Source organism: Spirillospora sp. CA-294931 (genome assembly GCF_050946795.1).
GTDB lineage: Bacteria > Actinomycetota > Actinomycetes > Streptosporangiales > Streptosporangiaceae > Spirillospora.
The window spans coordinates 3,528,670-3,552,758 of sequence record NZ_CP192006.1 but is presented as its reverse complement, the minus strand read 5'-3'; the positions used below and the strand labels follow the sequence as shown (position 1 = coordinate 3,552,758).

The window sequence follows — 24,089 nt, the reverse complement described above, 5'->3', positions numbered from 1 at the left end:
ACCGCTCCCAGGCCAGGACGGATCCCAAGGCGCTCTAACGCAAGAGTCCTCTCGGGTGTGCGACGCTCTCGCCCACCCCTGTGCCCGGGGAGGTCCGGCATGCCGAAGCTCATCACGATCACACTGGAGCGCAGAGGCGTCTCCTGCGTGGCCGAACTGCTGGAGAAGGACGCGCCCCGCACCTGCGAGGCGGTCTGGAACGCTCTCCCGCTCGGCGGAGACGCCTATCACGCCAAGTACGCCCGCAACGAGGTCTACACGATGGTCGAGCGCTTCGCCGACCAGGAGGTGGGCCTGGAGAACCCGACCGTGACGCCGATCCCCGGCGACGTGGTCTACTTCTCCTTCTCCGGCGGGATGCTCGACCGGTCCTTCAAGGAGGAGAAGGGGATCGACGCGCTGCCCGGCGTGATCGACCTGGCCATCTTCTACGGCCGCAACAACCTGCTGCTCAACGGCGACGTGGGCTGGGTCCCGGGCAACGTCTACGCCACCATCACCGAGGGACTGGATCAGATGGCCGAGGCGTGCAACGACGTGTGGCGCTCGGGCGGCGTGGGCGAGCGCCTGGTCTACCGCCGGCACGAGCGGTAGCGGCGGACGGGATGGCATTCGATCCTCTGCTGGTCGCGGGACCGGAGCTCACCACCCAGCACGGCATCGGCGTGGTGGCCCCGTTCGACTTCGCCCTCGACCGCGAGATGTGGCGCTGGACGCCCGACGACGTGTCGCTCTTCATGACCCGGCTCCCCTACGTCCCGGTGCCGGTCACCGTCGAGATGGCCTCGGCCCTCTCCGACCACTCCATCGTCCGCCAGGCCACCCGCGACGTGCTCGCCCCCGAGCCGCTGGTGGTGGCCTACGCCTGCACCTCGGGCAGCTTCATCCGGGGCGCCGAGGGCGAGCGGTCGCTGACCGACGTGATCCTGCGGGCGGGCGCGCCCGCCGCCACGACGTCCTCGGGCGCCCTGGTGGAGTCGCTCGACCTGCTCGGCGCGAGCAGGATCGCCGTGGTCACGCCCTACATCGACAGCGTCACCGACCGGCTGGTCTCGTTCCTGTCCGAGCACGGCATCGGCGTCGTGGCCTCGGTCGGGATGGGGCTGCTCAGCCACATCTGGAAGGTGGGGTACGCCGAGATCGTCAACGCGGTCTCGGCCGTCGACCGTCCCGACGCCGAGGCGGTCTTCATCAGCTGCACCAACGTGCCGACCTACGACATCATCGCGCCCCTCGAACGGATGCTGGGCAAGCCGGTCCTGACCGCCAACCAGGTCACCATGTGCTCGGCGCTGCGCCGCATGGGCTGGGCGGCCGCCGGAGCCGACCAGGCCCTCGTCCAGCTCACCCGCCCGACCGCCGCCTGACCCTCACCGATACGGAGGCATTTGTGGAACCGAGCGTCGGATTCCTCTACCCGGGTTACAGCGCCGAGGACGACTACCCCCAGATCGAACGGATGCTCGGCGGCGGCGTCCGCCTGCCCGTGGTGCACACGCTCATGCGCGAGGACGCCCACCGGGTGGACGCCCTGCTGGACGTGGGCGGCCCCGACGTGCTCGCCGACGGCGCCCGCGAGCTGCGCGCGCAGGGCGTGAGCGCGGCGGTCTGGGCCTGCACCAGCGGCAGCTTCGTGTTCGGCTGGGACGGGGCGGCCGAGCAGGTGGCCGGTGTGCGCGAGGCGGCGGGCGTCGCGGCCTCGTCCACCTCGTTCGCGTTCGTCAACGCGGCCCGGCAGCTCGGGCTGCGCCGGGTCGCGATCGCCGCGACCTACCCCGCCGACGTCGCCGAGTGCTTCGTGTCGTTCCTCGGCCACGCCGGGGTCGAGGTGGTGGCGCTGTCGTGCCGCGGCATCATCACCGCCGCCGAGGTCGGGACGCTGGGCCGCGCCGAGGTGCTGGACTTCGTGGCCGCCAACGACCATCCGGACGCCGAGGCCGTCCTGGTCCCCGACACCGCGCTGCACACCGTGGCCTGGCTGGACGAGCTGGAGGAACGGCTGGGCAAGCCCGTCCTGACGGCCAACCAGGTGAGCGTCTGGGAGGGGCTGCGCCTCGCGGGCGCGTGGCGGCCGACGCCCGGGCTCGGCACACTCTTCGCGACGGAGAAGGCCCCGGAGCCCGCATCGGCCCCGGGAGGACGATGAAGGAAGGGGCCCTGGTATGGGCCGATTGGGAGAACTGGAGCCCGTCCCGCGCAAGTCGACGGTCGAGATCGTCTCCGACGAGCTGCGCTCGGCGATCCTGTACGGGTCGCTGGAACCGGGCGCGCAGCTCGGCGAGGCGGAGCTGGCGGCCCGGCTGGGGATCAGCCGGGGCCCGCTGCGCGAGGCCATGCAGCGACTGGTGCAGGAGGGTCTGCTGCACAGCGAGCCGCACCGCGGGCTATTCGTGATCACCTTGGACGAGAGCGACGTCGAGGACGTCTACCTGACCCGGCTGGCGATCGAGCGCGGCGCCTGCGAGCTGATCATGGCGCGCAACCGCGGCGAGGCGGTCGTCCGGCTGACCGAGGCGCTGGACGCGCTGGTCGAGGCGGCGCGCGCCCGCGACCGGGTCGCGATGAGCGACGCCGACCAGGAGTTCCACCAGGTGCTGGTGAGCGCGTCGGGCAGCGCCCGGCTGGAACGGATGGCGCAGACCCTGCTGGTCGAGACCCGGATGTGCCTCAACGCGCTGCAGGACACCTATCCCGAGCCCGAGGAGCTGGTCGAGGAGCACCGCCGCCTGGTCGACGCCATCGCCGACGGCGAGGAGGAGCGGCTGCTGCGCCTGATCGAGGAGCACATGACCGACTCCATCGTGCGTCTCCGCGAACCCGCCGGGGAGGCCTCGGGAGAAGGGGCTGGAGAAGACTGACGCGCGCGGGGCTGGACACCGGGGCCCCGCGCGTGCTGGCATGGTTGTAGATTGTCGACAATCTTCCCTGGAGGACGCATGGCGCAGCTGTCGCCCCTGCTCAAGCAGGCCACGCCCGTCCTCGCCGAGCGCGGCGAGGGTGTCTACCTCTACGACGAGGACGGCCGCCGCCATCTCGACTTCACCGCCGGGATCGGGGTCACCAACACCGGCCACTGCCACCCGCGCGTCGTCGAGGCGGCGCGGGAGCAGGTGGGCAGGCTCATCCACGGCCAGTACACGACCGTGATGCACCGCCCGATGCTGAACCTGACCGAGCGCCTGGGCGAGGTCCTCCCCGAGGGACTGGACTCGCTGTTCTACCTCAACAGCGGTTCCGAGGCGATCGAGGCGTCCGTCCGGCTGGCACGCCAGGCCACCGGGCGCCAGAACCTCGTGGTCTTCCACGGGTCCTTCCACGGCCGCACGATGGGCGCGGCGGCACTCACCACCGCCGGGCTGAAGTTCCGCTCGGGCATCGGCCCGATGATGCCCGGCGCCGTGGTCGCGCCGTTCCCGCAGGCCTACCGGTACGGGTGGAGCGAGGAGGAGGCGACGGCCTTCGCGCTGCGCGAGCTCGACTACGTCCTGGCCACGGTCACCTCGCCGCGCGACACCGCCGCGTTCCTGGTCGAGCCGATGCTGGGCGAGGGCGGCTACATCCCGGCGCCGCCCGGGTTCCTGGCGGGGCTGCGCGAGCGGGCCGACCACCACGGCATCCTGCTGATCGTGGACGAGGTGCAGACCGGCTTCGGCCGGACGGGCCGCTTCTGGGGCCACCAGCACCACGACGTCACCCCGGACGTCATCGTGATGGCCAAGGGGCTGGCCAGCGGCTTCCCGCTGTCGGCGATCGCGGCCCCGGCGTCGCTGATGGAGAAGGGCTGGCCGGGCTCGCAGGGCGGCACCTACGGCGGCAACGCCGTCGCCTGCGCGGCGGCGCTGGCGACCCTGGACGTCATCCGGGACGAGGGCCTGGTCGCCAACGCGGCCGCGATGGGCGCGCGCCTGCACGCGGGGCTGCGCGAGGTCGCGGCCGACCACCCGGGTATCGGTGACGTGCGCGGGCTGGGGCTGATGCAGGCCAGCGAGTTCGTCACCCCCGAGGGCGACCCCGACCCCGAGAGGGCGGTCCGCGCCCACCGCGAGTCCGCCGAGCGCGGGCTGCTCCTGCTCACCTGCGGCGCCTTCGGCAACACCGTGCGCATGATCCCGCCGCTGGTGGTCGACGAGACGCAGATCGACGACGCCCTGGTCCTGTGGGCCGAGGCCGTGGCCAAGGCGAGCACGGCCTAGGGGCAGCGCGCCACCGGCCGGGTGGTCTCGACCGGGCCGGCCGACGGTGTGACGGCGGTCGGCCCGGCGGCCGCGCTGGTGGTGTAGAGGCGCTGCCTGGTGGTCTGGGCGGCGCCGGGGGCGAGCCTCAGGTTCGCCACCTGGGCGCTGTTGCCGTGGCGGTCGGTGACGCGGACCCGGTACGGGCCCGGGCCGGGCGCGGTGATGGACCAGAGGTTGTCCGGGCCGCGCCGGAGCGGACGCCAGCCGTCGGCGCGGCGCAGCTCGACGCGCGAAAGCGGGTTGCCGTGGCCGGTGACCAGGAGCGCGAGCCACTCCCGGGTCGAGGTGTGCTTCACCCGGAACGCCAGCCGGGACGCGGGTTCGGGGTCGCGCACCAGGCGGTAGCTGACGGGCGCGACGCCGCGCGAGGTGCCCCCGGCGACCCGGGCGAAGGCCCGCTCGCTCAGGTCGAGCCGCCCGGGGCCGCAGGCGCGGCAGCGGTCGACCACCAGCGCCCGCACCCGGCCCTCGGGGCCGGTGATGTCGAGCGAGGCTCCGCACAGCGCGGAGCCCTCGAACTCCGTGGTCGAGACCGACACGTAGTCGCCGCCGGGCGGCAGCGGGCCGGTCGAGCACTGGACGGTCGTCCAGTCGCGGTGGTACAGGGCTGTGCCGTCGCCCGCGCGGGGGTCGGCGGCGGCGGCGCAGGAGCCGTCGTTGAGTTGCAGTGCCGCGACGGTGACCGCCGCGGCGACGGCGACGGCCAGGGCCGTCCAGATCCGCGCAGGCCTCGGCCTGCGGCGCGGTGACGCGTGCATCGCCCTCCCCCGACGTGCCGACCGACATCTCCAGGTAACCAGACGGACACGTGGAGTGTCGGTGAAATCGCGAGACCGGCGAAAGGTCCCGGCCCGGCGCCTGCTAGATTCCGAATCCAGTTCTAGTGCGCTGGAGGAGCCGTCGATGAGTCCGTGGAACACCCCCGAACGCCGGGCGCTGCGCAAGCTGGTCCGCGAGTTCACCACCCGGGAGATCGTCCCGTTCCTGCCGGAGTGGGAGGACGCCGGTGAACTGCCGCGCGAGCTGCACCGCAAGGCGGCGGAGACCGGCCTGCTCGGCGCGGGCTTCCCCGAGAAGGCGGGCGGTGCGGGCGGCGAGCTGTACGACGGGCTGATCGTCGCGGAGGAGATCCTGCTCGCGGGCGGCTCCGGGGGCCTGCTGGCCTCGCTGTTCACCCACGGGATCGCGCTGCCGCACATCATCGCCTCCGGCGACCAGGGCCTGATCGACCGGTTCGCCCGGCCCACGCTGGCCGGCGACCTGATCGGCGCGCTCGGCGTGACCGAGCCCGACACCGGCTCGGACGTGGCGGGCCTGCGCACCACGGCCGTCAGGGACGGCGACTCCTACGTCGTCAACGGAGCCAAGCTCTACATCACCTCGGGCGTCCGCGCCGACTTCGTGACGACGGCGGTGCGCACCGGCGGCCCCGGCTACGAGGGCATCTCGATGCTGGTGATCGAGCGCGGGACGCCCGGGTTCACGGTCTCGCGCTCCCTGCGCAAGATGGGCTGGCAGTGCTCCGACACCGCCGAGCTGTCGTTCGCCGACGCCCGCGTCCCGGCGGCGAACCTGGTGGGCGCCGAGGGCACCGGGTTCCTGCAGATCGTGGAGAACTTCGTGACCGAGCGCCTCTCGCTGGCCGTGCAGGCGTACGCGACCGCGCAGCGCTGCCTCGACCTGACGATGGAGTGGGTGCGGGCGCGCGAGACGTTCGGGCGGCCGCTGGCGTCCCGGCAGCTGGTCCGGCACAAGATCGCCGAGATGGCCCGCCAGGTGGACGTGGCCCGCGCCTACACCCGGACGGTGGCCGAGCGGTACGTCGCGGGCGAGGACGTGCTGACCGAGACGGCCTACGCCAAGAACACGGCGGTGGCGGCGGTCGAGCACGCGGTGAACGAGGCCGTCCAGCTGCACGGCGGCATGGGCTACATGCGCGAGTCGGAGGTCGAGCGCCACTACCGCGACGCCCGCCTCCTCGGCATCGGCGGCGGCACCACCGAGATCATGAACGAGATCATCGCCAAGCGCCTCGGCCTCTAGCCGAGACGGAGCGGCACCTCAGTCCGAAGAGGCCCGGACGAGCCGCTCGAGATGAACGGCGGCGTCGTTGAGCGGGGTGTCGTCGCCGGTGACGCGGCTCAGCAGCTCGGCGCCCTCCAGGATCGCGATGACCGTCCCGGCCAGGGCCCGGGCCGTGGGCGGTGCCATGCCGCAGCTCTCCAGCTTGGCCGCGACCATGCCCTGCCAATGGGCCAGGGCCTCGATGGCGGCCTGCTGGATGCCGGGGACGCGGCCGACGGTCTCCAGCGCGGTGACGGCGATGGGGCAGCCGTCGCTCCAGTCCGATTCCCTGAGCGTGCCCGCCTGAAGAAGGGCGCAGGCCGCGACGGCCCTGGCGGGGTCGGGGCTGGACGCCAGGCCCCGCTCGAGTATCCGGCTGAAGTCCTCCGCCCCGTAGCGCATCGCCTCGATGGCGAGCTGCTCCTTGCCGCCGGGGAAGAAGTGGTAGACCGAGCTCACCGACGCTCCGGCCGCCCGGGCGATGGGTTTGACCGAGGCGCCCTCGTACCCCTGGCGCTGCAGCAGCGCCGCGGCGGCCTGGACGATGCGGTCGCGGGTGTCGCTCTCGGCGAGCGAGCGTTCGGCTCCCATGGGCCCAGACTACTGGTTGGAACGTTCATACCAATCTTGCTAGGCTCTGGATCGAACGTTCCAACCAGAAAAGGGGCACGGATGGTGGATTCAGCGGCTTCATGGGCGGGGCACCCCGGGTACGGGCGCATGTTCGCCCCCGGCAAGCTGACGGTGGGGCTGTTCCTGCCGCTGTGGCCGTATCCGGGCGACATGGCCGCGATGCGCGGTCAGAGCGCCGTGGTGGAGGAGGCCGAGCGGTCCGGCTTCGCGGGGGCCTGGGTGCGGGACGTCCCCCTCGCCGATCCCGACTTCGGCGACGTGGGCCAGGTGTACGACCCCTGGTCGGCGCTGACCTGGCTCGCGGCGCGCACCTCGCGGATCTCGCTCGCGGCGGGCAGCGTCATCTTCACCCTGCGCCACCCCATCGACCTGGCCAAGCAGGCCGCCTCCCTGGACCATCTCAGCGGCGGGCGCCTGGTGCTCGGCATCGCCTCGGGCGACCGCCCGGTGGAGTTCCCCGCCTACGGCGTCGACTTCGAGACGCGCGGCGCCCGCTACCGGGAGACGGTCGACGCCTTCCGCGGGCTGCTGGAGCCGAGGCCGGGCGGAGGCGTGGACCTCCTGCCCAAACCGACGCACGGACGCGTTCCGCTGCTGGTCACCGGGTCGTCACAGCAGTCGCCCGAGTGGATCGCCGAGCACGCCGACGGCTGGCTCATCTACCCGGGTGCCACCGCGACCGCGGACGGGCCCCGCGCCCTCGGCCGGAAGATCGCCAAGTGGCGTGAACTGGTGCCCGGGCGGGAGTTCCGTCCGGTCGTCACCAACGAGTGGATCGACCTCACCGAGGACCCGGCGCACCCGCCCACGCCGCTGCGCGGCGGCTTCGTGCTGCGCACCGGCTCGCAGGGGCTGCTCGAACTCCTGAACCGCTGGCGGGACGAGGGCGTCAACCACGGCGCCCTCGGCGTCCAGCACGGGCGGCGCCCGGCGGCCGAGGTGGTGGCGCAGCTCGGCGAGGAGGTCGTGCCGCACTTCCCGGCCCTGTCGGCCGCCGCGCCGCTGGAGCCCGCGTGGTGAGCGCGGACGCGTTCCGGGACGTGATGCGCCACTGGGCGTCCGGCGTCGCCGTGATCACCATGCGGAGCCCCGACGGACCCCACGGGATGACCGTCAACGCCCTGCTGTCGGTGTCGCTGGACCCGCCCACCCTGCTGGTCGTCCTCGCCCGGAACGGCCGCACCCACGGCATCCTGGAACAGGCGGGCCGGTTCACCGTGAACATCCTGTCCGCGGGCCAGCGGCCGCTCGCCGACCGCTTCACCAAGCGCCGCCGACCGGGCGAGGAGGAGTTCGACGGGCTCGACTGGCACCCCTCCCCCGGCGGGGCGCCGGTGCTGGCGGGCGGCCTGGCGGCCCTGGACTGCCTGATGACCGAGCAGACGCTCGTCGCCGATCACGCGCTGGTCATCGCCACCGTGACCCACACCCACCTGCCGTCCGCCGAAGGAGGGCCGCTGGTCTACGCGGGCCGCCGCTACCACGCCCTCCCCCAGTGGTGACCGCGCGCCGGTCACGCCTGGACGACGGCTCCTGAGGCGATCAGGTCGTCGGCGTCGGTGAAGCCCAGGGAGTCGAGGATCTCGCGGGTCTGGGCGCCGGGCAGGCAGGGCAGGCCCTCGGTCTCGGTGGTGGAGCGGGAGAAACGGGGGGCGGGGGCGGGCTGGAGGTGGCCGCCGCGCTCGACGAAGACCCCGCGCTCGGTGTTGTAGGGGTGGCGGGCGGCCTCCTCCAGCGACAGGACGGGCGCCACGCAGGAGTCACCCGGGAGGAAGAGCGCGGCCCATTCGTCCCGGGTGCGGGTCTTGAAGGCGGCGGCGAACTGCTCGCGCAGCGCGGGCCAGGACGCGGTGTCGCCCCGCTCGGGCAGGTCGGCCTTGTCGAGGCCGAGGACGCGCAGGAACTCGGCGTAGAACTGCGGCTCCAGGGCGCCGACGGCGACGTGCCGCCCGTCGGCGGTCTCGTAGACGTCGTACCAGGGGGCGCCGGTGTCGAGCAGGTTGGAGCCGCGCCTGTCGTCCCACATGCCGCCCGCCAGGAAGGCGTGGATGAACGTCGTCAGGTGCGCGGTGCCGTCCACGATGGCGGCGTCGACGACCTGGCCCGCGCCGCCGCCCCTGACCTCCAGCAGCGCCGCGAGGACGCCGACGACCAGGTACATGCTGCCGCCCGCGAAGTCGCCCAGCAGGTTCATCGGGACCTGCGGCGGGCCGCCGGCCCGGCCGATCGCGTGCAGGGCGCCGGTGACGGCGATGTAGCCGATGTCGTGCCCGGCGCTCTGCGCGAGCCCGCCCTCCTGGCCCCAGCCCGTCATCCGGCCGTAGACCAGCTTGGGGTTGCGGGCCAGGACGTCGTCGGGGCCGAGCCCGAGCCGCTCGGTCACGCCGGGGCGGAACCCCTCCAGCAGGACGTCGGACCGCTCGGCCATCCGCAGGACGAGCTCGCGTCCCGCCTCGCTCTTGAGGTCGACCGCGATGGAGCGCTTGCCCCGGTTGGTGAAGTCGGTGCCGCCGCGCAGCGGCCCGCCCGGCATCGCTCCCGAGGCCCGGTCGACCCGGATCACCTCGGCGCCCAGGTCGGCCAGGAGCATCGCGGCGAACGGGCCGGGCCCGATCCCCGCCAGCTCGATCACTCGGACTCCGGACAGCGGCCCCTGGCCCATGTCGGCCCCTTCCACGGCAGAACGGCGTTCGGTACACGTTAGTGTGCCCGATCGTAGTAAGGGGATGCTGACGCCGGTCAGGCGGGGCGGGCCGTGAGGGTCACCGGCAGGTCCGGGCGGGTCTTCGGGTCGGGCGCGGGCGCCAGCAGCAGCCCCCGCCTGACCTTCCCCGGCTCGGGCAGGCCCTCGGCGTGCGGGGCGAACCCGCGCGCGGCCGCGGCGAGGTAGTGCCAGTCGCCCGAGGGGGCCTGCCACCAGGTGCCGCTGACCGGACGGCTCTCGTCGCACCAGCCGGTGGCCGTGGACCGCTCGGCCAGCAGCGCCCCCTGGGCCGCCGTGCCGCCGCCCGCGAACATCATGCCGGTGCAGACCCAGCGTCCCGTCCCGCCCTTCTCTGGCAGCCTCCCGGACCAGAACTCCCAGGCGGCGGCCTCGGCCACCGGGCGCGCGGGCTGCGGGAGCAGGCAGGCCAGGCGGTCCCAGATCCCCAGGCCGGACGACTTCAGCCGCCCCGGGGGCTTCTCCTTGGGCACCGGACGGTGCGAGGGCGAACGGTGAACCAGCACCACCGGGCGGCGCCCGCCCAGGTCGCCGACCGTGCGCGTCCCTTCGGGCCCGGTCACCTCCAGCAGCGGGCCGCGCCCGCATCGCGTCCCCGCCTCGACCGGCTCGGTCACGCCGTCGCGCACGGCCACCCGGCGGGCGGCACCGGGGGTAGCGACCTCGGTGTCCCAGGGCGAGAGGAGGTAGCGGCCGCCGCCCACGCCGATCGGGGCCGACGGGTCGCCGCCCGCCACGAACGTCTCCACCTGGTCGCGGCCCCGGACGCGGGCGTAGCGGGCGACGCGGTCACCGTGGCGCAACAGCGCGACCGCGACGCCGTCGACCCGTCCGGCGAACAGCAGCTGGGCCGTCCCGGCGCGGCCCCGCTCGACCGGGACGCCGCGTCCCGCCCAGGCGTCCAGGGCCCGCCGGGTGAACGTCTTGTCCCCGGCCAGCGCGCCGCGCGCGGGCCAGGCGTCCAGGGTGCGGGCTCCCCGGGTCCAGGCGTCGGGCGCCGCGGCGACCAGCCGCAGGTTGTGAGCCGCGGCGGGACGTCCGATGCCGAAGAAGGAGGCGCCGCTCTCGGTGACCACCAGCGTCCCGACCAGGGACAGGGTCAACGCGGCCGCGGCGGCGACCGGGACCGGCGAGCGGCGGCGGACCGGGACCATGAACTCGGGCGCGAACGGGCCGTCCGGGCCCTCGGGGGCGTGGACGCGGACGGCCTCGGCTTCCTTGATCACCGCCCACGGGTCCCGGATCCGCAGGGCGGCCAGCTGGTCGCGGACCGCGTATCGGGGAAGGCCCTCGACGCGCCGCAGCGCGTAGGCGACCCGGACCTCCGGCTCAAGGCGCGACAGAGCACCGGTCACCGACCGGTCGGGGAGCCGGACGGGCAGCGCGCGCAGCCACGGCCCGAGGCCGATCTGGAGGCGGCGCGGCGGACGCATGGCCCGGCGCAGCACCCGGGTGCGGCTGCGCGCCTCGGCACCGCGGGTGCGGCGTATGCACGCACCCTCGGCGATCCGCCGCGCCATCGCCAGCCGGTACATTCGCCGCCCGTTTCCGGGCAGCACGAAATACGCCAGCCTGACGAGATCGCAATAGCGGGCGCCGTCCGCGCCATTCGTCTCCCAGTCCTCCGACACCGATTCGACTCCCCAAGACCCGTTCCTGTTTCGCGGACCAGAGGTTAGGCAGAAGCGGCCGCAGCGGGCGCCCAATTGGGAGAACGATTAACCGGGCGGGCCGCTTTCTCCCGCTATTTCCGCGCCGGGGTGCCGGAGGCGGCGGCTGGGCCCGCTCCGGCGACGTGACCTCGTCCGTTTCGTCCCCGTACTACTCTGGGGACCGCCAGCTCCCCTCCATCACGAAGGACCCGTCAGCCCATGACCGAGGACGTGCCCGGCTATCGGGTGCTCGAACGGGTCGGCGAGGGCGGGTTCAGCGTCGTCTACCGGGCCCATCAGGAGCGCCTCGACCGCATGGTCGCGCTGAAGGTCCTGTCGATCAGCACGGTCGACGAGGTGGAGATGCGGCGGTTCCAGCGGGAGAGCAAGATCACCGGACGGCTGTCCGGCCATCCCAACATCGTGACGGTGCTCGACACGGGCACGACGCGCTCGGGCCGTCCCTACATCGCGATGGAGTACTTCGAGCAGGGCGCGCTCACCGACCGGCTGCGCGTCGAGGGCCCGCTCCCGATCGCCGAGGTGCTGCGAATCGGCGTGAAGATGGCCAGCGCCCTGGCCGCCACGCACGAGACCGACGTCCTGCATCGCGACGTCAAGCCCCAGAACATCCTGGTCTCGCGATACGGGGAGCCCGCCCTGGGCGACTTCGGCATCGCCCGGCTGGTCGACTCCTTCGACGCGACCCACACGCAGGCGTTCACCCCGCACCACGCCTCCCCCGAGGTCCTGGAGGGCAAGCCCCCGGGTGTCGGCGCCGACATATACTCGCTCGGCTCGACCCTCTACCAACTGCTCGCGGGGCAGCCCGCCTTCAAGGGCCCCAAGGGCGAGGGCATCGCGCTGCTGATGCTGCGCATCCTGAACGACCCTCCCCCGCCGATCCCCCGCAACGACCTGCCGCGCCCGGTCGCCGAGGCCATCGGCCGCGCGATGGCCAAGAAGCCCGAGCAGCGGTTCGCCTCGGCGCTGGAGTTCGCGCACCGGCTCCAGCAGATCCAGAGCGACCTGGGGCTGCCGATCACCGACCTGGCGCACAGCTCCGGTTCCAGCGTCTTCCCCAGGTCGACCGGTCCGCACCCGATCGGCGGGTCGCCGTCCGAGGGGACGCCGACCACCCCGGGGTCCACCGTGGCCCCCGACGAGGCAGCTCCGGCGGGCCTTTCCCCCTGGCGGCCCGGGGCGTCGTTCACCGTCCAGGATCGCGCCGACAGCCCGGCCGCGCATCCGCGGGCCGCGCTGCCGCAGGTGGAGAAGGCGCCCGACTGGCCCGCGACCCACGGCGGCGGCGAGCCCGCCACCGCGCCCGGCGCCGCCGACGGGGACGGCCCGCGCCGTGGCCTGGTCGTCGCCGCGGCGGTCGCGCTGGTCGGCGGTCTCGGCCTGGGCGTCGGCGCGCTCGCGCTCGCGGGCGGCGACGAACCGGCGAAGAAGACCTCGACCGTCCCGACGTCCCCCGCCTCGGCGGGCAAGACGGCCCAGGAGCCGATCCCCGAGGAGCAGTTCAAGGCCACCCGGCCCTTCAACGTCCGGGCCAGGCGGGTCGGGACGCGGGCCGCCCTCACCTGGGGTCTTCCCGAGTCCGCGCGGAGGCTGACGATCCTCGTCCAGCCGCTGCCCGCCGGGTCGGCGCAGACCATACCGGCGGGCCAGGGGGCCAAGTCGGCCGCCGTGCCCCAGCTCGACCCCAAGCGGCCCTACTGCTTCCGCGTCGGCGCCCTGCTGCGCCTCAACCAGGACGCGGCCGCCGACGTCTCGTGGTCGCAGCGGGTGTGCGTCCGGGCGGCCGCGGGCAAGGGCAAGAAGAAGAATTGATCAGCGCCTGAGGCTCACGCGCAGCGCCACACCGGCAGGCCCGCGTAGGTCTTCCAGTCTCCGGGCGTATTGACCAGATAGGCAATGACATAGCCCTGCTTGCCATTGAAGGTGATCTTGGTATACATGTCACCGGCGAGGTTGGAATCGTTCGGGTGAGTGTAGAAGGTGCCCTTTTCCTGGCAATGCACGGAAACGCTCTGGCCGTTGTTGTCCTGCATTGTGGCGACTTTGGCGCTGTTGTGGTCGGCCCTGGCCCGCACGTAGCCGTCGGATTTGCCGTTGCGTTCCACCAGGAAGGACGCGGCCGGGCCGGTGAGCTGGGCGTTCAGCGCCGTCCCGTTGCCCGCGCCCGCCGCGTTGGCGGCGCTCACGGTGAAGGAGTAGGAGCCGTTGGTCGCGACGCTCCCGATGGTCACCGAGGTTCCGGACGCCACGTCCTGGGCGCCCGAGGCGGGCCCGGTCCAGGACACCCGGTAGCTCGACGGGGCCTCCCCGGCGGGCGGCGTCCACGAGACCTTCGCGCCCGAAGCGGTCGCGTCGGCCTTCACGTCGCGCGGCGCCCCGGGCGGGACGCACGGACGCACGGGATCGCTCGGCGCGGAGACCTTCTCGGCCGCGCGGCCCCGCGCGTCCCGGTACTGGACGGCCACGCGGAACCGGTACTCGCGGGCGCAGTCGCCGCCGCGCGCGGTGAAGGTGAACGCGCCCGCGCCGGGCGCCAGCCGGGCCGGTGACACCGTCAGCCCGCCCGGCGCGTCCTTCAGGACGTACCCGGTGGGCTGCCCTCCCGCCGAGGGCTGGAAGTCGACGCGCATCGTGCCCGCACCCGGGGTCACGGTCAGGTTCGACGGCGCCTGCGGCTCGCCGGGACGCGGCGGCGGCGAGGACGCGGGCGGCCGCTCGGTCTCCCGTGTGGGGCCGGGCCGGGGGTCGGGCCCCTGCTCCCGAGGGGTGGGCAGCGAGCTGCGGCGCCCGCCGCCGGGCACCTTGTCCTCGTACTTCTCGATCGGCCTGCGCACGCCCTGGCGGTCGACGACCACGGCCCGGTCGTCGTCCGGGTCGTGCGCCCAGAGCAGGCCGTCCTTGACGAACACCTCCAGGGTGGAGCGGCGTCCGGTGACGGTGACCGGCGGGTCGAAGCGGCCGGTGGCCGAGTCGTAGACCAGCAGCGTCCCGGCGGTCTGGTCGGGGATGTAGACCTTGGCGCCGAGGATCTGCGGCGCGGCGTAGCGGTGGCCGGGCACGCTGAGGCGGGTGCTGGTGTGGCGTCCCGTCCCGGTGTCGAGCAGCAGCAGCGAGCCGGTGCCGGACACCAGGACCGGGACGGTCCTGGCCTCGGTGCGCGGCGGCACGAAGACCCCGGCGCCGCCCGCCGCGTCGCGGACGGTCGAGGGCAGCGTGATCCGCAGCGGCCCGCCGGACGCCCGCACGACGGTCGCGGTGCCCGCGGTGGCGTCGATGACGACCGGTTCCCCGGCGGCCATCGACAGTTCGAGCCGGGCGCCGGGACGCCCGACCTGGACCGGCGGGAGCGCGCGGCCGCCCGCGAACGCCAGCAGCCGTCCGGTCTGCGGCGCGGGCACCCAGAGTGTCCCCTTGGCGTCGACGCCCGCCTGCCCGAGCGGCGGCGCGAACGTATGGGCCTGTCCCGTCGGCGTCAGGTGGACGGGGTCGATCTGCTGGACCCGGCCCTTGACCGAGTCGACGACATAGGCCCGGCCCGCGCCCGCGACGACCTGGAGCCCGGCGCCGCCGAGCGTCCGGCTCCGGTCCACGCTGAGCTGCGAGGGGTCGATACGGCTGACGACCCCGGTGTCGAGGTCGACGATCAGCACGGTGGCGCCGTCCTGCACGATCTTGATGCGGTGGCCCCGGAAGGACGCGGGGAGCTCGGCCTTGCCGTCGACCTTGGCGGCGGGCCCGTTGGCGTGGACGACCTGTCCCTTGCGCGGGGCGCCCAGCCAGGCGCCCACGTCGGAGAGCTCGTAGCGGGCGCTCGCGACGCCCACGCCGTAGACCACGGCCGACACGACCAGCACGCCGACCAGCCCGATCGCGATCTGACCGGTCACCCGGTCACGGCGGAAGACCGCCCGGACCGTCCCGCGCAGCCGCCCGCTCACGCCGTCACCCTTCCCCCCGTTACCGACGAAGGGCAACATTAGCCCGTTCCGCACCAGTTCACGGGGGAATCCGGGCCTATTCGGCGGCGGACAGCGCTCCGGTGTACGTCGGCACGGTGACGTTGCGTCCCGACAGCACCACCACGAGGCGGCCGCGGACGTCCACCTTGCCCGCCAGGACGGCGGCCAGCCCGCACGCGCCGGCGCCCTCCGCGACCAGCCCGTGCTCGCCGAACAGCCGGCGCAGCGCGGTGTGGATCTCCGCGTCGGTGACCGAGACGAGCTCCGCGTGGCCGCGCAGCAGCTCGGGGGTCACGCTGCCGGGTTCGAGGTTGCCCGACAGCCCGTCGGCGATCGTCGGACCGACCTCGACCTCGGTGACCGCGCCCGCCCGGACGGCGGCCGAGACGGCCAGGGAGGCCGCCGACTCCACGCCGACGATCCGCACGTCGCCGCGCTCGCGCGCCCACAGCGACAGGCCCGCGGCGAGCCCGCCGCCTCCGACCGGGACGACCACCGTGAGCGGCCCGTCCACCTGGCGGTCGAGCTCGCGGCCGAGCGTGGCCTGCCCGGCGATCACGTCCGGGTCGTTGTAGGGCGACACGAAGTGGCCGGGCAGGCCGAGCGCGTGCTCCTCGGCGTCCTCGTAGCCGGTCCCGTGCCGCACCAGCGTCACCGGGTACGACTCGATCTTGGCGACCTTGGCGGCCGAGGCCCGGGTCGAGACCACGACTGTGACCTCGGCGCCCGTCCGCGACGCCGCGAACGCCATCGCCAGCCCGTGGTTGCCGGCGCTCGCGGTCACCGCGGCCTCGCCGGGCGGGAGCGCGGCCACGGCGGCCAGCGCGCCCCTGACCTTGAACGACCCCGTGGGCTGGAACGTCTCCAGCTTGAGCAGCGCGTCCGGCGCCAGCGCGGTGGGGAGCACCGGTGTGGGCGCGAGGACGGCGCCGACCCGGCGCCAGGCCCGGTCGAGGTCGGCGGTTTCGGGGAGGCGAACGGCACGGACGGTCATGCCGCAAGCCTAACGACCGCGATCTTCAAGAGCCTCCCGGAGCACTCTGACGGCCTTGGGCCCGACACCGTGGATGCTCAGCAGTTCCTTGTCGTCGACCCCCGCGAGCTGGTCGAGCCGCAGGTAGCCGGCCTCGGCCAGCGCTCGGAGCGCCGGTTTGCCCATCGCGCGCGGGAGGTCGCTCTCGTGGTCGTCGGTCATGATCTCCGCCTTTCCTCTCGTCTCCGGGTATCGACCCGCTCCGCATGCGGAACTCATCGGTCGCGTGGGTAGGAGCCCCTCATGGAACACACACTCCCGGGCCTTCCGTGGGCCTCGTGGTCGCAGACCAAGGACACCCTGCACCTCTGGACCCAGATCGTCGGGAAGATCCAGCTGGGGACGACCGCGCCGCGCAACCACTGGTGGCACACCACCCTGCACGTCACCGAGAGCGGGTTCGCGACCGGGCGGATGACGAGCGGGGGAACGAGCTTCTCCATCGCGTTCGACCTGGCCGGGCACCGTCTCGTCGTGCGGACGGCCGGCGCCGAGAAGACGATCCCGCTGCGGGACGGCCTGTCGGTGGCGGAGTTCTACCGCACCCTGCTCGCGCTGCTGCGCGACCTGGGGATCTCCGTCGAGATCAAGGCCGAGCCCTTCGGCGTGCCGATGACCACGCCGTTCGCGGAGGACACCGAGCACGCGTCCTACGACCCCGAGCGGGTGGAGGAGTTCCGGCGCGCGCTGGAATGGGCGGACGGGACCCTGCGGGAGTTCCAGAGCTGGTTCTGCGGCAAGAGCAGCCCGGTGCAGCTGTACTGGCACAGCTTCGACCTGGCGACGGCGCGGTTCTCCGGACGTCCCGCGCCCGTGCGCGAGGGCGCCGGGCCGGTCGAGAGCGAGGCCTACAGCCACGAGGTCATCAGCGCGGGGTGGTGGGCGGGCGACCCGTCCAGCCCCGAGCCCGCGTTCTACTCCTACACCCACCCCGAGCCCGGCGACCTGGTCAAGCGTCCGCTGAGCCCGGACGGAGCGTTCTGGGCCCCGGCCGGGACGACGCACCAGGCGCGCCTCGACTGGAGCGAGGTGCTGGCGTCCGGAGATCCGCGCGACACGGTGCTCGACTTCCTGCAGAGCGCCTACGCGGCCGGGGCCGTCACGGCCGGATGGCCCTATGACGAGCTCCACACCAGCTGGTGCCCTCCCCGGGGGATCGTGGATCCGTCAGCGGTGGCGGGCTCGTAGCGAGCGGGGGTGCAGGCGGCGTCCCAGGCGGCGCAGGCGGCCCTTCTTGGCGGTGACGAGGCGTCCCAGCCGGTCGCTGTGCTCCCACGCCTGGTCGGCCGCCCGCGATTCGGGGGGCACCTCGGAGAACCGGGAGCGGTTCACCAGGTCGGCCAGCGGCCCGAGATGCGCCATCGCGCCGTCGCCGAGCGTCGTGCCGCCGAAGCGGGCGACCTCGTGCGCGGTGAGGGTGCGCGCGGTGGAGAGCCCGACGTCCGACAGGTGGTCGAGGGTCTGGTGCCAGGCGCCCGCGATCCGGGCGGACGGCGGGCCGCCGCGCCGCCGCCGCCGTCGCAGGGCGGGCGCCAGGAGCACGGCGGCCAGGTACATCGCGACCAGCAGGACGGCGAGGGCCACGGGAAGCACCCACGCGGGCAGCGAGGTGTCCTTCTCGGGCGCCGGGGCGGGCTTCCTGGTCTCGGGGACCTTGCCGGGGCCCGACCCGCGCTGCTGCGAGGCCGCGTTCTTCTGGAGCTGTTCGAGCTTCTGCTGGGTCTCCCCCACCGCGACCGAGTCCGAGCCCTTGGAGCGCTGGGCGCCGTCCGGCAGCGGGTTGAACGGGACCCAGCCCACCCTGTCGAACTTCACCTCGGGCCACACCATCACGTCGCCCGACCTGACCTCCGTGCCCGCGCCGGTCGTGCGCCCGCCCTCGAAGCCGACCATGACGCGGGTCGGGAGGCCAACGGACCGGCCGAGCACCGCGAACGCCGTGGCGAAGTGCTCGGGGGTGCCGCGCCTCCCCTCGCTCAGGAAGTAGTCGAGCTGCCGGTAGCTGTGCCCGGGCGGGGCCGAGACGTCGAACTTGGCGTAGGTCTTGAGGTAGGCGGCGAGCTTCGCGGCCTTCTGGACGGGTGACAGCGCGCCCCGGGTGGCGCCTTCGGCGAAGCGCTGGAACTCCGCGAGCTGCACCGGGGCCTTGGCCGCGCCCGGCCCCCAGGGCAGCTTCAGCGCCGCCCGCGCCTCGGGGTCCCGGGCGGCTTCGGCGTCCGCGAGCGCGTCGGCGAGCCCCTTGGTGTCCCTGACCTGCGAGAGCACCCGGTACGACTGGCCGGGACGCAGCGGCCGCGCGGCCGCGAGCGCGCCGCTGCCCGGATCGACAACGACGCCGAGGCCGTCGACATCGCGGGGACGGTCGGCGGCGGGCGCCCAGACACCGGGCAGCTCGCGGATGGTGAAGGTCTGCTCGACCGGACGGCGCCCGCCCTCGTCCTGCTCCAACGGGACGCGGCTCCCCGTGGGGACGAAGCGGGCCGTGGACGTCCAGGTCACGCCGTTGAAGTCGTCCAGCACGGCCAGCCGCCACACCTCGGGCCTGGCGGCCCGCACGCTGAACATCACCTGGTCGGGGCTGAGCAGCCACCCGCCGACCCGGTCGAGCGGGCTGACGCTGTCGCGCCGCTGCGGCGCGGGCGCCTCGACCTGTTCACGGGGGTCGTAGGGATCGGCGCTGATTGGCACGAACGGCCCGGTCAGCAGCGCGAGGGCGCCGAGGACGCCCGCGACGGGCACGCCCAGCAGCACCGCCCGCGCCCCGGCCGTCCCGGAGCGCAGCAGCATCAGCACCGCGATGAGCACGACCGCCGCCGCGGCGAGCGGGACGGTGGAGCCGGGCCCGTCCACCCCGAGAACGAGGGCCACCCCGAACGCGGCGAGCGCGGGGACGGCGGGCATCGCCCGCAACCCCGTCCGCAGCGCCAGCTCGGCCGAGGCGAACGCCGCCAGCCAGACCACGACGTGCACGAGCACCAGGAACTCGGGCTTGGCCGGGGCGGGCAGCAGCGTCGTGAGGATCGACTTCCACGAGCTGAGCACGCCCGTGCGCATCGCCTGCGGCAGCGTCCCGTCCGACAGGGCCGGACGCAGCACGGTCACCGCGACCGTCCCCACCCAGACCACGACGGTCGCGACCACGGAGATCCACAGCGGCCAAGGCCGCTCCTTGCCCTTACGGGGCGCGGACAGCAGCGCGCACAGCACCGTGGGAACGACCGCCGCGACGGCCGCCACCGGAACCACCGGCGAGAACCCGAAGACCCGGTGAAACGCCAACCCGCCCACGAACGCCAAACAGGCCGTAACGGGAAGCGCAAGCAAACGCGAGTTCATCGGGCTCTCCCGGCGCCGCGGGCGAGGCGGGGCCAGGCGGCGGCGAGGGTGTCGAGGTCGGTCAGATCGAGCAGGGCGAGACCGGGCGGGGTCGTGGCGGGGGTGCCGGGGCGGACGCGGAGCACCACGACGCGGTCGAAACGGCTCCGGACGGCGGCGATACGGCCGAGGTCGTCGACGTCCTGGCCGATCACGACCAGGGAGCCGCCCGCCGGGGTGCGGCGGACGATGTCGACCGTGGCGCGGGGAGCGTCCTCGGCGGTGACGGCGGTCAGGCGGTCGAGCAGGACCTCTCTGTCGTCGGGCCCTCCCCGGGTGTCGGCGACCGGGCCGCCGCCGGTGAGGACGCGGACGGGGAAGCTCGCCGCCGCGGCGCCGACCGCGACCGAGGCGGCCGCGTCCACGGCCAGCTCGAAGTCGTCGGGGTCGCGCCAGGAGCCGGGACGCGCGTCCAGCACGACCGTGGTGGTCGGCAGGCTGGCGTCCACGAGCTGGCGCACCATCAGCGTCCCGGTGCGGGCCGAGGACTTCCAGTGGATGTGGCGCATCTCGTCGCCGATCACGTACTCGCGCAGCGCGTGGAACGTGGTCGTCCCGGCGGGCGACCTGTCGCTGGTCGGGCCGTCCAGGTGGTAGGCCCGGCCGGACGCCAGCAGTTCGAGCGGGACCGTTCTGGGGCGGACGAGCAGCGTCTCGGGGGCACCGTACTCGCGCACCCGGGACGCCAGGCGCATCGGGTCGGAACGGACCAGGCGCAGCGGTCCCACGGCGATCTCCCCGCGCCGGTCGGTCGGGAGGCGGTAGGTGACGCTGCGCTTCCCGCCGGGACGCAGCCGGGGCACCTCGACCGTGATCTCGGCCGTCCCGGCCGCGTCGTGGGCGGTCAGGCCGCGCACGCCGCGTCCGGAGTTGGTGACGTGCAGGACGGCCACGGCGGGCTCGCCCCGCTCCACCTTGGCCGGGGCGATCTCGCGGCGGACCTCCAGCCTGGGCCGTGGCAGCGTCCAGAGCGCCGCGGCCGCGACGGCGGCGCCGCCCGCGAGCGCGAGCACGGCGGGTTCGGGGTAGCCGAGCCACCACGCCGCCGCGTACAGCGGCACCGAGACGAGGCCGATCCCCCAGCCGAGCGGCGTCAGCACGTCACACCCCGGCGGCGGCCTGCGGGGTCGGCACGGTGGAGAGCACCTCGCCGACGACGTCGGCGCCGGTGCGCCCGCGCAGCTCGGCGTCGGGCGTGACGATCAGCCGGTGCGCGATGACGGGAACCGCCAGCGCCTTGACGTCCTCGGGGATGAGGAACGTCCGTCCCGCCGCGGCGGCGCGCACCCGGGCGGCGCGCAGCAGCGCCAGGCTCGCCCGGGGGCTGGCGCCCAGCCGGAGCTCGGGGTGGACGCGGGTCGCCGCCACCACGTTCACCACGTAGTCGTACAGCGGCGGCGCCACGTGGAGCCGCCCGGCGAAGTCGATCATTCCGGCGACGTCGTCGCGGCCGATGACCGGCGGCATCTGGTCGAGCATCGCGCCCGTGGGCGTCCCGGCCAGCACCGCGACCTCGGACCTGTGGTCGGGGTAGCCCATCGAGATCCGCATCAGGAACCGGTCGAGCTGGGCCTCGGGCAGCGGGTACGTGCCGTCCATGTCGACGGGGTTCTGCGTCGCGATGACCATGAAGGGGCGGGGCACCGGGTGCGGCGTGCCCTCGACGGTCACCCGCCGCTCCTCCATGACCTCCAGCAACGCCGACTGCGTCTTGGGCGACCCCCGGTTGATCTCGTCGGCCACCACGAGGTTGGCGAAGATCGGGCCGGAGTGGAACTCGAACGCGCTCGTCCCCTGGTTGAAGATCGACACGCCGGTGATGTCGCTCGGCAGCAGGTCGGGGGTGAACTGGATCCGCGTCCACTTGGCGTCGACCGTGCCCGAGAGTGCCCTGGCCAGCGTCGTCTTGCCGACACCGGGGACGTCCTCGACCAGCAGGTGCCCCTCGCTGAGCAGGCAGAGCAGCGCGAGCTCGACCTTGTCGCGCTTGCCCCGCACGATCCGCTCGATGCTCGCCGCCAGCGCCGCGAACGTCTGCGCGAACCGCCCGGCCAGACCGTCGGCGTCCGTCCCTGCCTGATTCTCCGTCACTGGGTCTCGTTCTCGCATTCGAAGAGGCCGCCCGCGGGCATCGCGCCCTTGGGCGTCGCCACCAGGGTGTCGTTGAGGTAGCCGTTGCCGTACTTGGTCTGCACCCGGTTCCAGGTCGTGCTGGAGGTGTTGCTCTGGGTGTCGGTGTAGCTCTCGCCGGTGATCTGGCAGACCACCGTCATCGAGATGATCTCGTTCTGGGGGATCTTGCCGGTCTCGCCGGATCGTCTGGGGCCGGGGCGGATGATCGTGTTGGTCTCGTTGTTGTTCTGGTTGTTGAACTGCTTGGCCGGGTAGGCGAGGTTGACGCTGGTGTCGGCGGGGGCGGCTCCGGCGCCGTTCTTGGCCGTCACGGTGAGCCGGTGGGTGGCGTTGTTGGCCAGGCCGGTCACCTTGGTGGTGGTGCCCGTGACGTCCTTGGAGCCGCCGGGCCAGCTGACCGTGTAGGTGACGCCGTCGGCGTTGGGCGGGGCGTCCCAGTTCAGGTCGGCGCCGTGGTTGACGGGGGCCGCCTTCAGGTTTCTCGGCGCGCCCGGGGCGGTGCAGGCCAGGCTCTGGACGGCGCCGGACGGCTGGTAGGCGGCCCTGCCGTTCTTGTCCTTGTATTCGGCGGCGACCCGGAAGGTGTGGGTGGGGCCGCAGGCGAGACCGGAGGCCGTGAAGCGGTAGGCGGGCCCGTTGGGGGCGATCTTGGCGGGCGTGGCCGAGGCCATCGGGGCGTCGTTCGCGCCCCACAGCACGTAGCCGGTCGGGGCGGACGTGCCCGCGCGCGGGGCGCTCGGGGTGAACGACACCGCGACCGTCCCGTTCTTGACGACGCGCGTCGTCGGGATGCCCGGGGAGTCGGAAGCGACCGGGTCCTTCTTGGGCGGAGGCTGTGGTGAGGGCTTCTGCGGCTTCGGGCGGTCGCCGCCCCTGCCGTCGTTGTTCCGGGGCTTCTGGCCGCCCGGCTCGTCGCCGGGCTGGGGCTGGACGGGCAGCGGACGCCGCCGGCCCCCGGGAACCTTGTCCTCGTACTTCTTGATCTGCTTGACCGCGCCGCCCGCGTCGAACGCGAGCGCGGTGGCGCCCCCGGGGTCGTTCACCCAGAGGATGTGGTCGCGGACGGTCACCTCGATCTCGCCGCCGGGCCGTGCCGCCTGGACGGGACGTTCCCAGCCGCCCGAGGCGGAGTTGTAGATCAGGAGGCGTCCCGTGGTGCGGTCGGGCAGGTAGACGCGGGAGCCGAGGATGTTCGGCGCCTCGAAGCGGTGGCGGGGCACGGGCAGCGCGACCGAGTCGACCGAGCCGACGCCGGTGTGCAGCAGCGACAGCGCGCCGTCGGCGCCGAGGATCGGGACGACCTGGCCGTCGGTGACGGCCGGGACCTTGACGCCGGACCGCGCCGCCGGGGTGAGGTTGATCTTCTGGGTGCCCTCCGGCCGGACGATCACGGCGGTCGCGGCCGTGCTGTCGGTGACGACCGGGATCCCGGCGGCGATGGTGAGGGCGAGCTGGTCGCCCGCGGCCCCGACCTGGTTCGGCGTGCCCTGGCGTCCGCCCAGGAACGGGACGAGGCGCCCAGTCTGCGGCTCGGGGACCCAGAGCGTGCCCCGGGAGTCCATCCCGGCCTGGCCGAGCGGCGCCGTCAGCCGCGCGGGCGCCCCGATGGCCGCGAGGTTCACCGGGTCGATCATCTGCACGGTGCCCTTGGCCGGGTCGACCGTGTACGCCGCGCCCGCCCCGGCGACGACCTGGAGGCCGATTCCGCCGAGCGCCCGGCTCTGGTCGACCTTGAGCTGGGACGGGTCGATGCGGCTGACCACGCCGGTGTCCTGGTCGACGAGCAGGACGGTGGAGCCGTCCTGGACGATCTTGATGCGGTGGCCGCGCACCCGCTGGGGCAGCTCGGCCTTGCCGTCGACCTTGCCCGCCAGGCCGTTGGCGTGCACGACGAAGCCCCGTCCGGTCGCGCTCAGCCAGGCGCCGACGTCCGAAAGCCGATAGGTGGCGCTGGCCATCCCGACGCCGTAGACGATGGCGCCGACGATCAGGACTCCGGCGAGACCGAAGGCGATCTGGCCGGTGAGGCGGTCACGACGGAACAGACCGGACAGGTCCGGTCTCTTTCCCGGTTTTCCGGCCATCTCCGTCACCCCCCGCCGCACGAGCGTCGCCCCGGTGTTCGATCGCGTTCACGAATGAAGCCGATGCGCCGAGCGAATCAATAAAGGTCAGCGCGAAGGGCATTTTATGCGCACGGAGCCCATAACATAGCCGACGCCCCCTCGCCCCATCAGGGAAACCGCGCAAACCCCGGCG

21 protein-coding genes are annotated in these 24,089 nt (G+C 73.7%); 10 read left to right on the top strand and 11 right to left on the bottom strand.

Translation table 11 applies throughout. The annotated features are described in order from the left end of the window. Positions 1-99: 99 nt before the first annotated feature. The 5 genes from ACQPY4_RS15845 to ACQPY4_RS15825 all read left to right on the top strand — a co-directional run bounded on the left by ACQPY4_RS15845 (position 100) and on the right by ACQPY4_RS15825 (position 4,193). A complete protein-coding gene (locus ACQPY4_RS15845) occupies positions 100-594 on the top strand; it encodes a DUF3830 family protein (protein ID WP_433336958.1) in 495 nt (164 codons plus the stop codon). An 11-nt stretch (positions 595-605) separates the two neighbouring features. Next, a complete protein-coding gene (locus ACQPY4_RS15840; RefSeq protein WP_433336956.1) occupies positions 606-1,367 on the top strand; it encodes a maleate cis-trans isomerase family protein in 762 nt (253 codons plus the stop codon). A 23-nt stretch (positions 1,368-1,390) separates the two neighbouring features. Further along, entirely contained in the window at positions 1,391-2,146 is a 756-nt protein-coding gene (locus ACQPY4_RS15835) for a maleate cis-trans isomerase family protein (protein WP_433336954.1), read from the top strand. A 16-nt stretch (positions 2,147-2,162) separates the two neighbouring features. Further along, the gene (locus ACQPY4_RS15830; RefSeq protein WP_433336952.1) at positions 2,163-2,858 is read left to right on the top strand and encodes a GntR family transcriptional regulator; all 696 of its coding nucleotides are present in this window, start codon (positions 2,163-2,165) and stop codon (positions 2,856-2,858) included. 78 nt (positions 2,859-2,936) lie between these two features. Further along, positions 2,937-4,193 (top strand): aspartate aminotransferase family protein, encoded by a 1,257-nt coding sequence (locus ACQPY4_RS15825; RefSeq protein ID WP_433336950.1) that lies wholly within the window; start codon positions 2,937-2,939, stop codon positions 4,191-4,193. Here ACQPY4_RS15825 and ACQPY4_RS15820 read toward each other — a convergent pair. Beyond that, the gene (locus tag ACQPY4_RS15820) at positions 4,190-4,993 is read right to left on the bottom strand and encodes an expansin EXLX1 family cellulose-binding protein (RefSeq protein ID WP_433336948.1); all 804 of its coding nucleotides are present in this window, start codon (positions 4,991-4,993) and stop codon (positions 4,190-4,192) included. The genes ACQPY4_RS15825 and ACQPY4_RS15820 overlap by 4 nt on opposite strands. A gap of 145 nt (positions 4,994-5,138) precedes the next feature. On the opposite strand from ACQPY4_RS15820, the gene ACQPY4_RS15815 reads away from it, so the two are divergent. Beyond that, on the top strand, positions 5,139-6,278 hold the full coding sequence (locus ACQPY4_RS15815) for an acyl-CoA dehydrogenase family protein (protein WP_433336946.1): 1,140 nt from the start codon (positions 5,139-5,141) through the stop codon (positions 6,276-6,278). 18 nt (positions 6,279-6,296) lie between these two features. On the opposite strand, the gene ACQPY4_RS15810 is transcribed toward ACQPY4_RS15815, so the two are convergent. Next, positions 6,297-6,890 (bottom strand): TetR/AcrR family transcriptional regulator, encoded by a 594-nt coding sequence (locus ACQPY4_RS15810; RefSeq protein WP_433336944.1) that lies wholly within the window; start codon positions 6,888-6,890, stop codon positions 6,297-6,299. Positions 6,891-6,971: 81 nt separating this feature from the next. Between ACQPY4_RS15810 and ACQPY4_RS15805 the strand changes: the two genes are divergently transcribed. After that, complete coding sequence (locus ACQPY4_RS15805; RefSeq protein ID WP_433336942.1) at positions 6,972-7,952, top strand: LLM class oxidoreductase; 981 nt, start codon at positions 6,972-6,974, stop codon at positions 7,950-7,952. After that, on the top strand, positions 7,946-8,434 hold the full coding sequence (locus ACQPY4_RS15800) for a flavin reductase family protein (protein WP_433336940.1): 489 nt from the start codon (positions 7,946-7,948) through the stop codon (positions 8,432-8,434). Before ACQPY4_RS15805 ends, ACQPY4_RS15800 begins: the two co-directional genes overlap by 7 nt. Positions 8,435-8,445: 11 nt before the next feature. On the opposite strand, the gene ACQPY4_RS15795 is transcribed toward ACQPY4_RS15800, so the two are convergent. Both ACQPY4_RS15795 and ACQPY4_RS15790 read right to left on the bottom strand, forming a co-directional pair. Then, positions 8,446-9,594, bottom strand: coding sequence for a CaiB/BaiF CoA transferase family protein (locus ACQPY4_RS15795; RefSeq protein WP_433336938.1), 1,149 nt, complete (start codon positions 9,592-9,594; stop codon positions 8,446-8,448). Positions 9,595-9,671: 77 nt separating this feature from the next. Next, positions 9,672-11,285 (bottom strand): hypothetical protein, encoded by a 1,614-nt coding sequence (locus ACQPY4_RS15790; RefSeq protein WP_433336936.1) that lies wholly within the window; start codon positions 11,283-11,285, stop codon positions 9,672-9,674. 240 nt (positions 11,286-11,525) lie between these two features. Here ACQPY4_RS15790 and ACQPY4_RS15785 point away from each other — a divergent pair, with 240 nt between their 5' ends. Next, entirely contained in the window at positions 11,526-13,142 is a 1,617-nt protein-coding gene (locus tag ACQPY4_RS15785; protein WP_433336935.1) for a protein kinase domain-containing protein, read from the top strand. Between the two features lie 14 nt (positions 13,143-13,156). On the opposite strand, the gene ACQPY4_RS15780 is transcribed toward ACQPY4_RS15785, so the two are convergent. From ACQPY4_RS15780 to ACQPY4_RS15770, 3 genes are all read right to left on the bottom strand, one after another. Then, positions 13,157-15,268, bottom strand: coding sequence for a fibronectin type III domain-containing protein (locus ACQPY4_RS15780; RefSeq protein WP_433336933.1), 2,112 nt, complete (start codon positions 15,266-15,268; stop codon positions 13,157-13,159). A 76-nt stretch (positions 15,269-15,344) separates the two neighbouring features. After that, a complete protein-coding gene (locus tag ACQPY4_RS15775) occupies positions 15,345-16,283 on the bottom strand; it encodes a threonine ammonia-lyase (protein ID WP_433336931.1) in 939 nt (312 codons plus the stop codon). A 9-nt stretch (positions 16,284-16,292) separates the two neighbouring features. Beyond that, positions 16,293-16,484, bottom strand: a complete 192-nt coding sequence (locus ACQPY4_RS15770; RefSeq protein ID WP_433336929.1) for a hypothetical protein — start codon at positions 16,482-16,484, stop codon at positions 16,293-16,295. Positions 16,485-16,565: 81 nt separating this feature from the next. On the opposite strand from ACQPY4_RS15770, the gene ACQPY4_RS15765 reads away from it, so the two are divergent. Continuing rightward, on the top strand, positions 16,566-17,510 hold the full coding sequence (locus tag ACQPY4_RS15765; protein WP_433336927.1) for a DUF5996 family protein: 945 nt from the start codon (positions 16,566-16,568) through the stop codon (positions 17,508-17,510). On the opposite strand, the gene ACQPY4_RS15760 is transcribed toward ACQPY4_RS15765, so the two are convergent. The 4 genes from ACQPY4_RS15760 to ACQPY4_RS15745 are packed head-to-tail and all read right to left on the bottom strand — an operon-like array spanning position 17,490 to position 23,914. Beyond that, complete coding sequence (locus tag ACQPY4_RS15760) at positions 17,490-19,658, bottom strand: DUF3488 and transglutaminase-like domain-containing protein (RefSeq protein WP_433336925.1); 2,169 nt, start codon at positions 19,656-19,658, stop codon at positions 17,490-17,492. The genes ACQPY4_RS15765 and ACQPY4_RS15760 overlap by 21 nt on opposite strands. After that, positions 19,655-20,797 carry a DUF58 domain-containing protein gene (locus ACQPY4_RS15755; protein WP_433336923.1) on the bottom strand — a complete coding sequence of 381 codons (1,143 nt, stop codon included), beginning with the start codon at positions 20,795-20,797 and terminating at the stop codon, positions 19,655-19,657. Before ACQPY4_RS15755 ends, ACQPY4_RS15760 begins: the two co-directional genes overlap by 4 nt. Before the next feature lies 1 nt (position 20,798). Beyond that, positions 20,799-21,788, bottom strand: a complete 990-nt coding sequence (locus ACQPY4_RS15750; RefSeq protein WP_433336921.1) for an AAA family ATPase — start codon at positions 21,786-21,788, stop codon at positions 20,799-20,801. Further along, the gene (locus ACQPY4_RS15745) at positions 21,785-23,914 is read right to left on the bottom strand and encodes a hypothetical protein (protein WP_433336919.1); all 2,130 of its coding nucleotides are present in this window, start codon (positions 23,912-23,914) and stop codon (positions 21,785-21,787) included. The genes ACQPY4_RS15750 and ACQPY4_RS15745 overlap by 4 nt, the downstream gene beginning before the upstream one ends. Positions 23,915-24,089 lie beyond the last annotated feature (175 nt).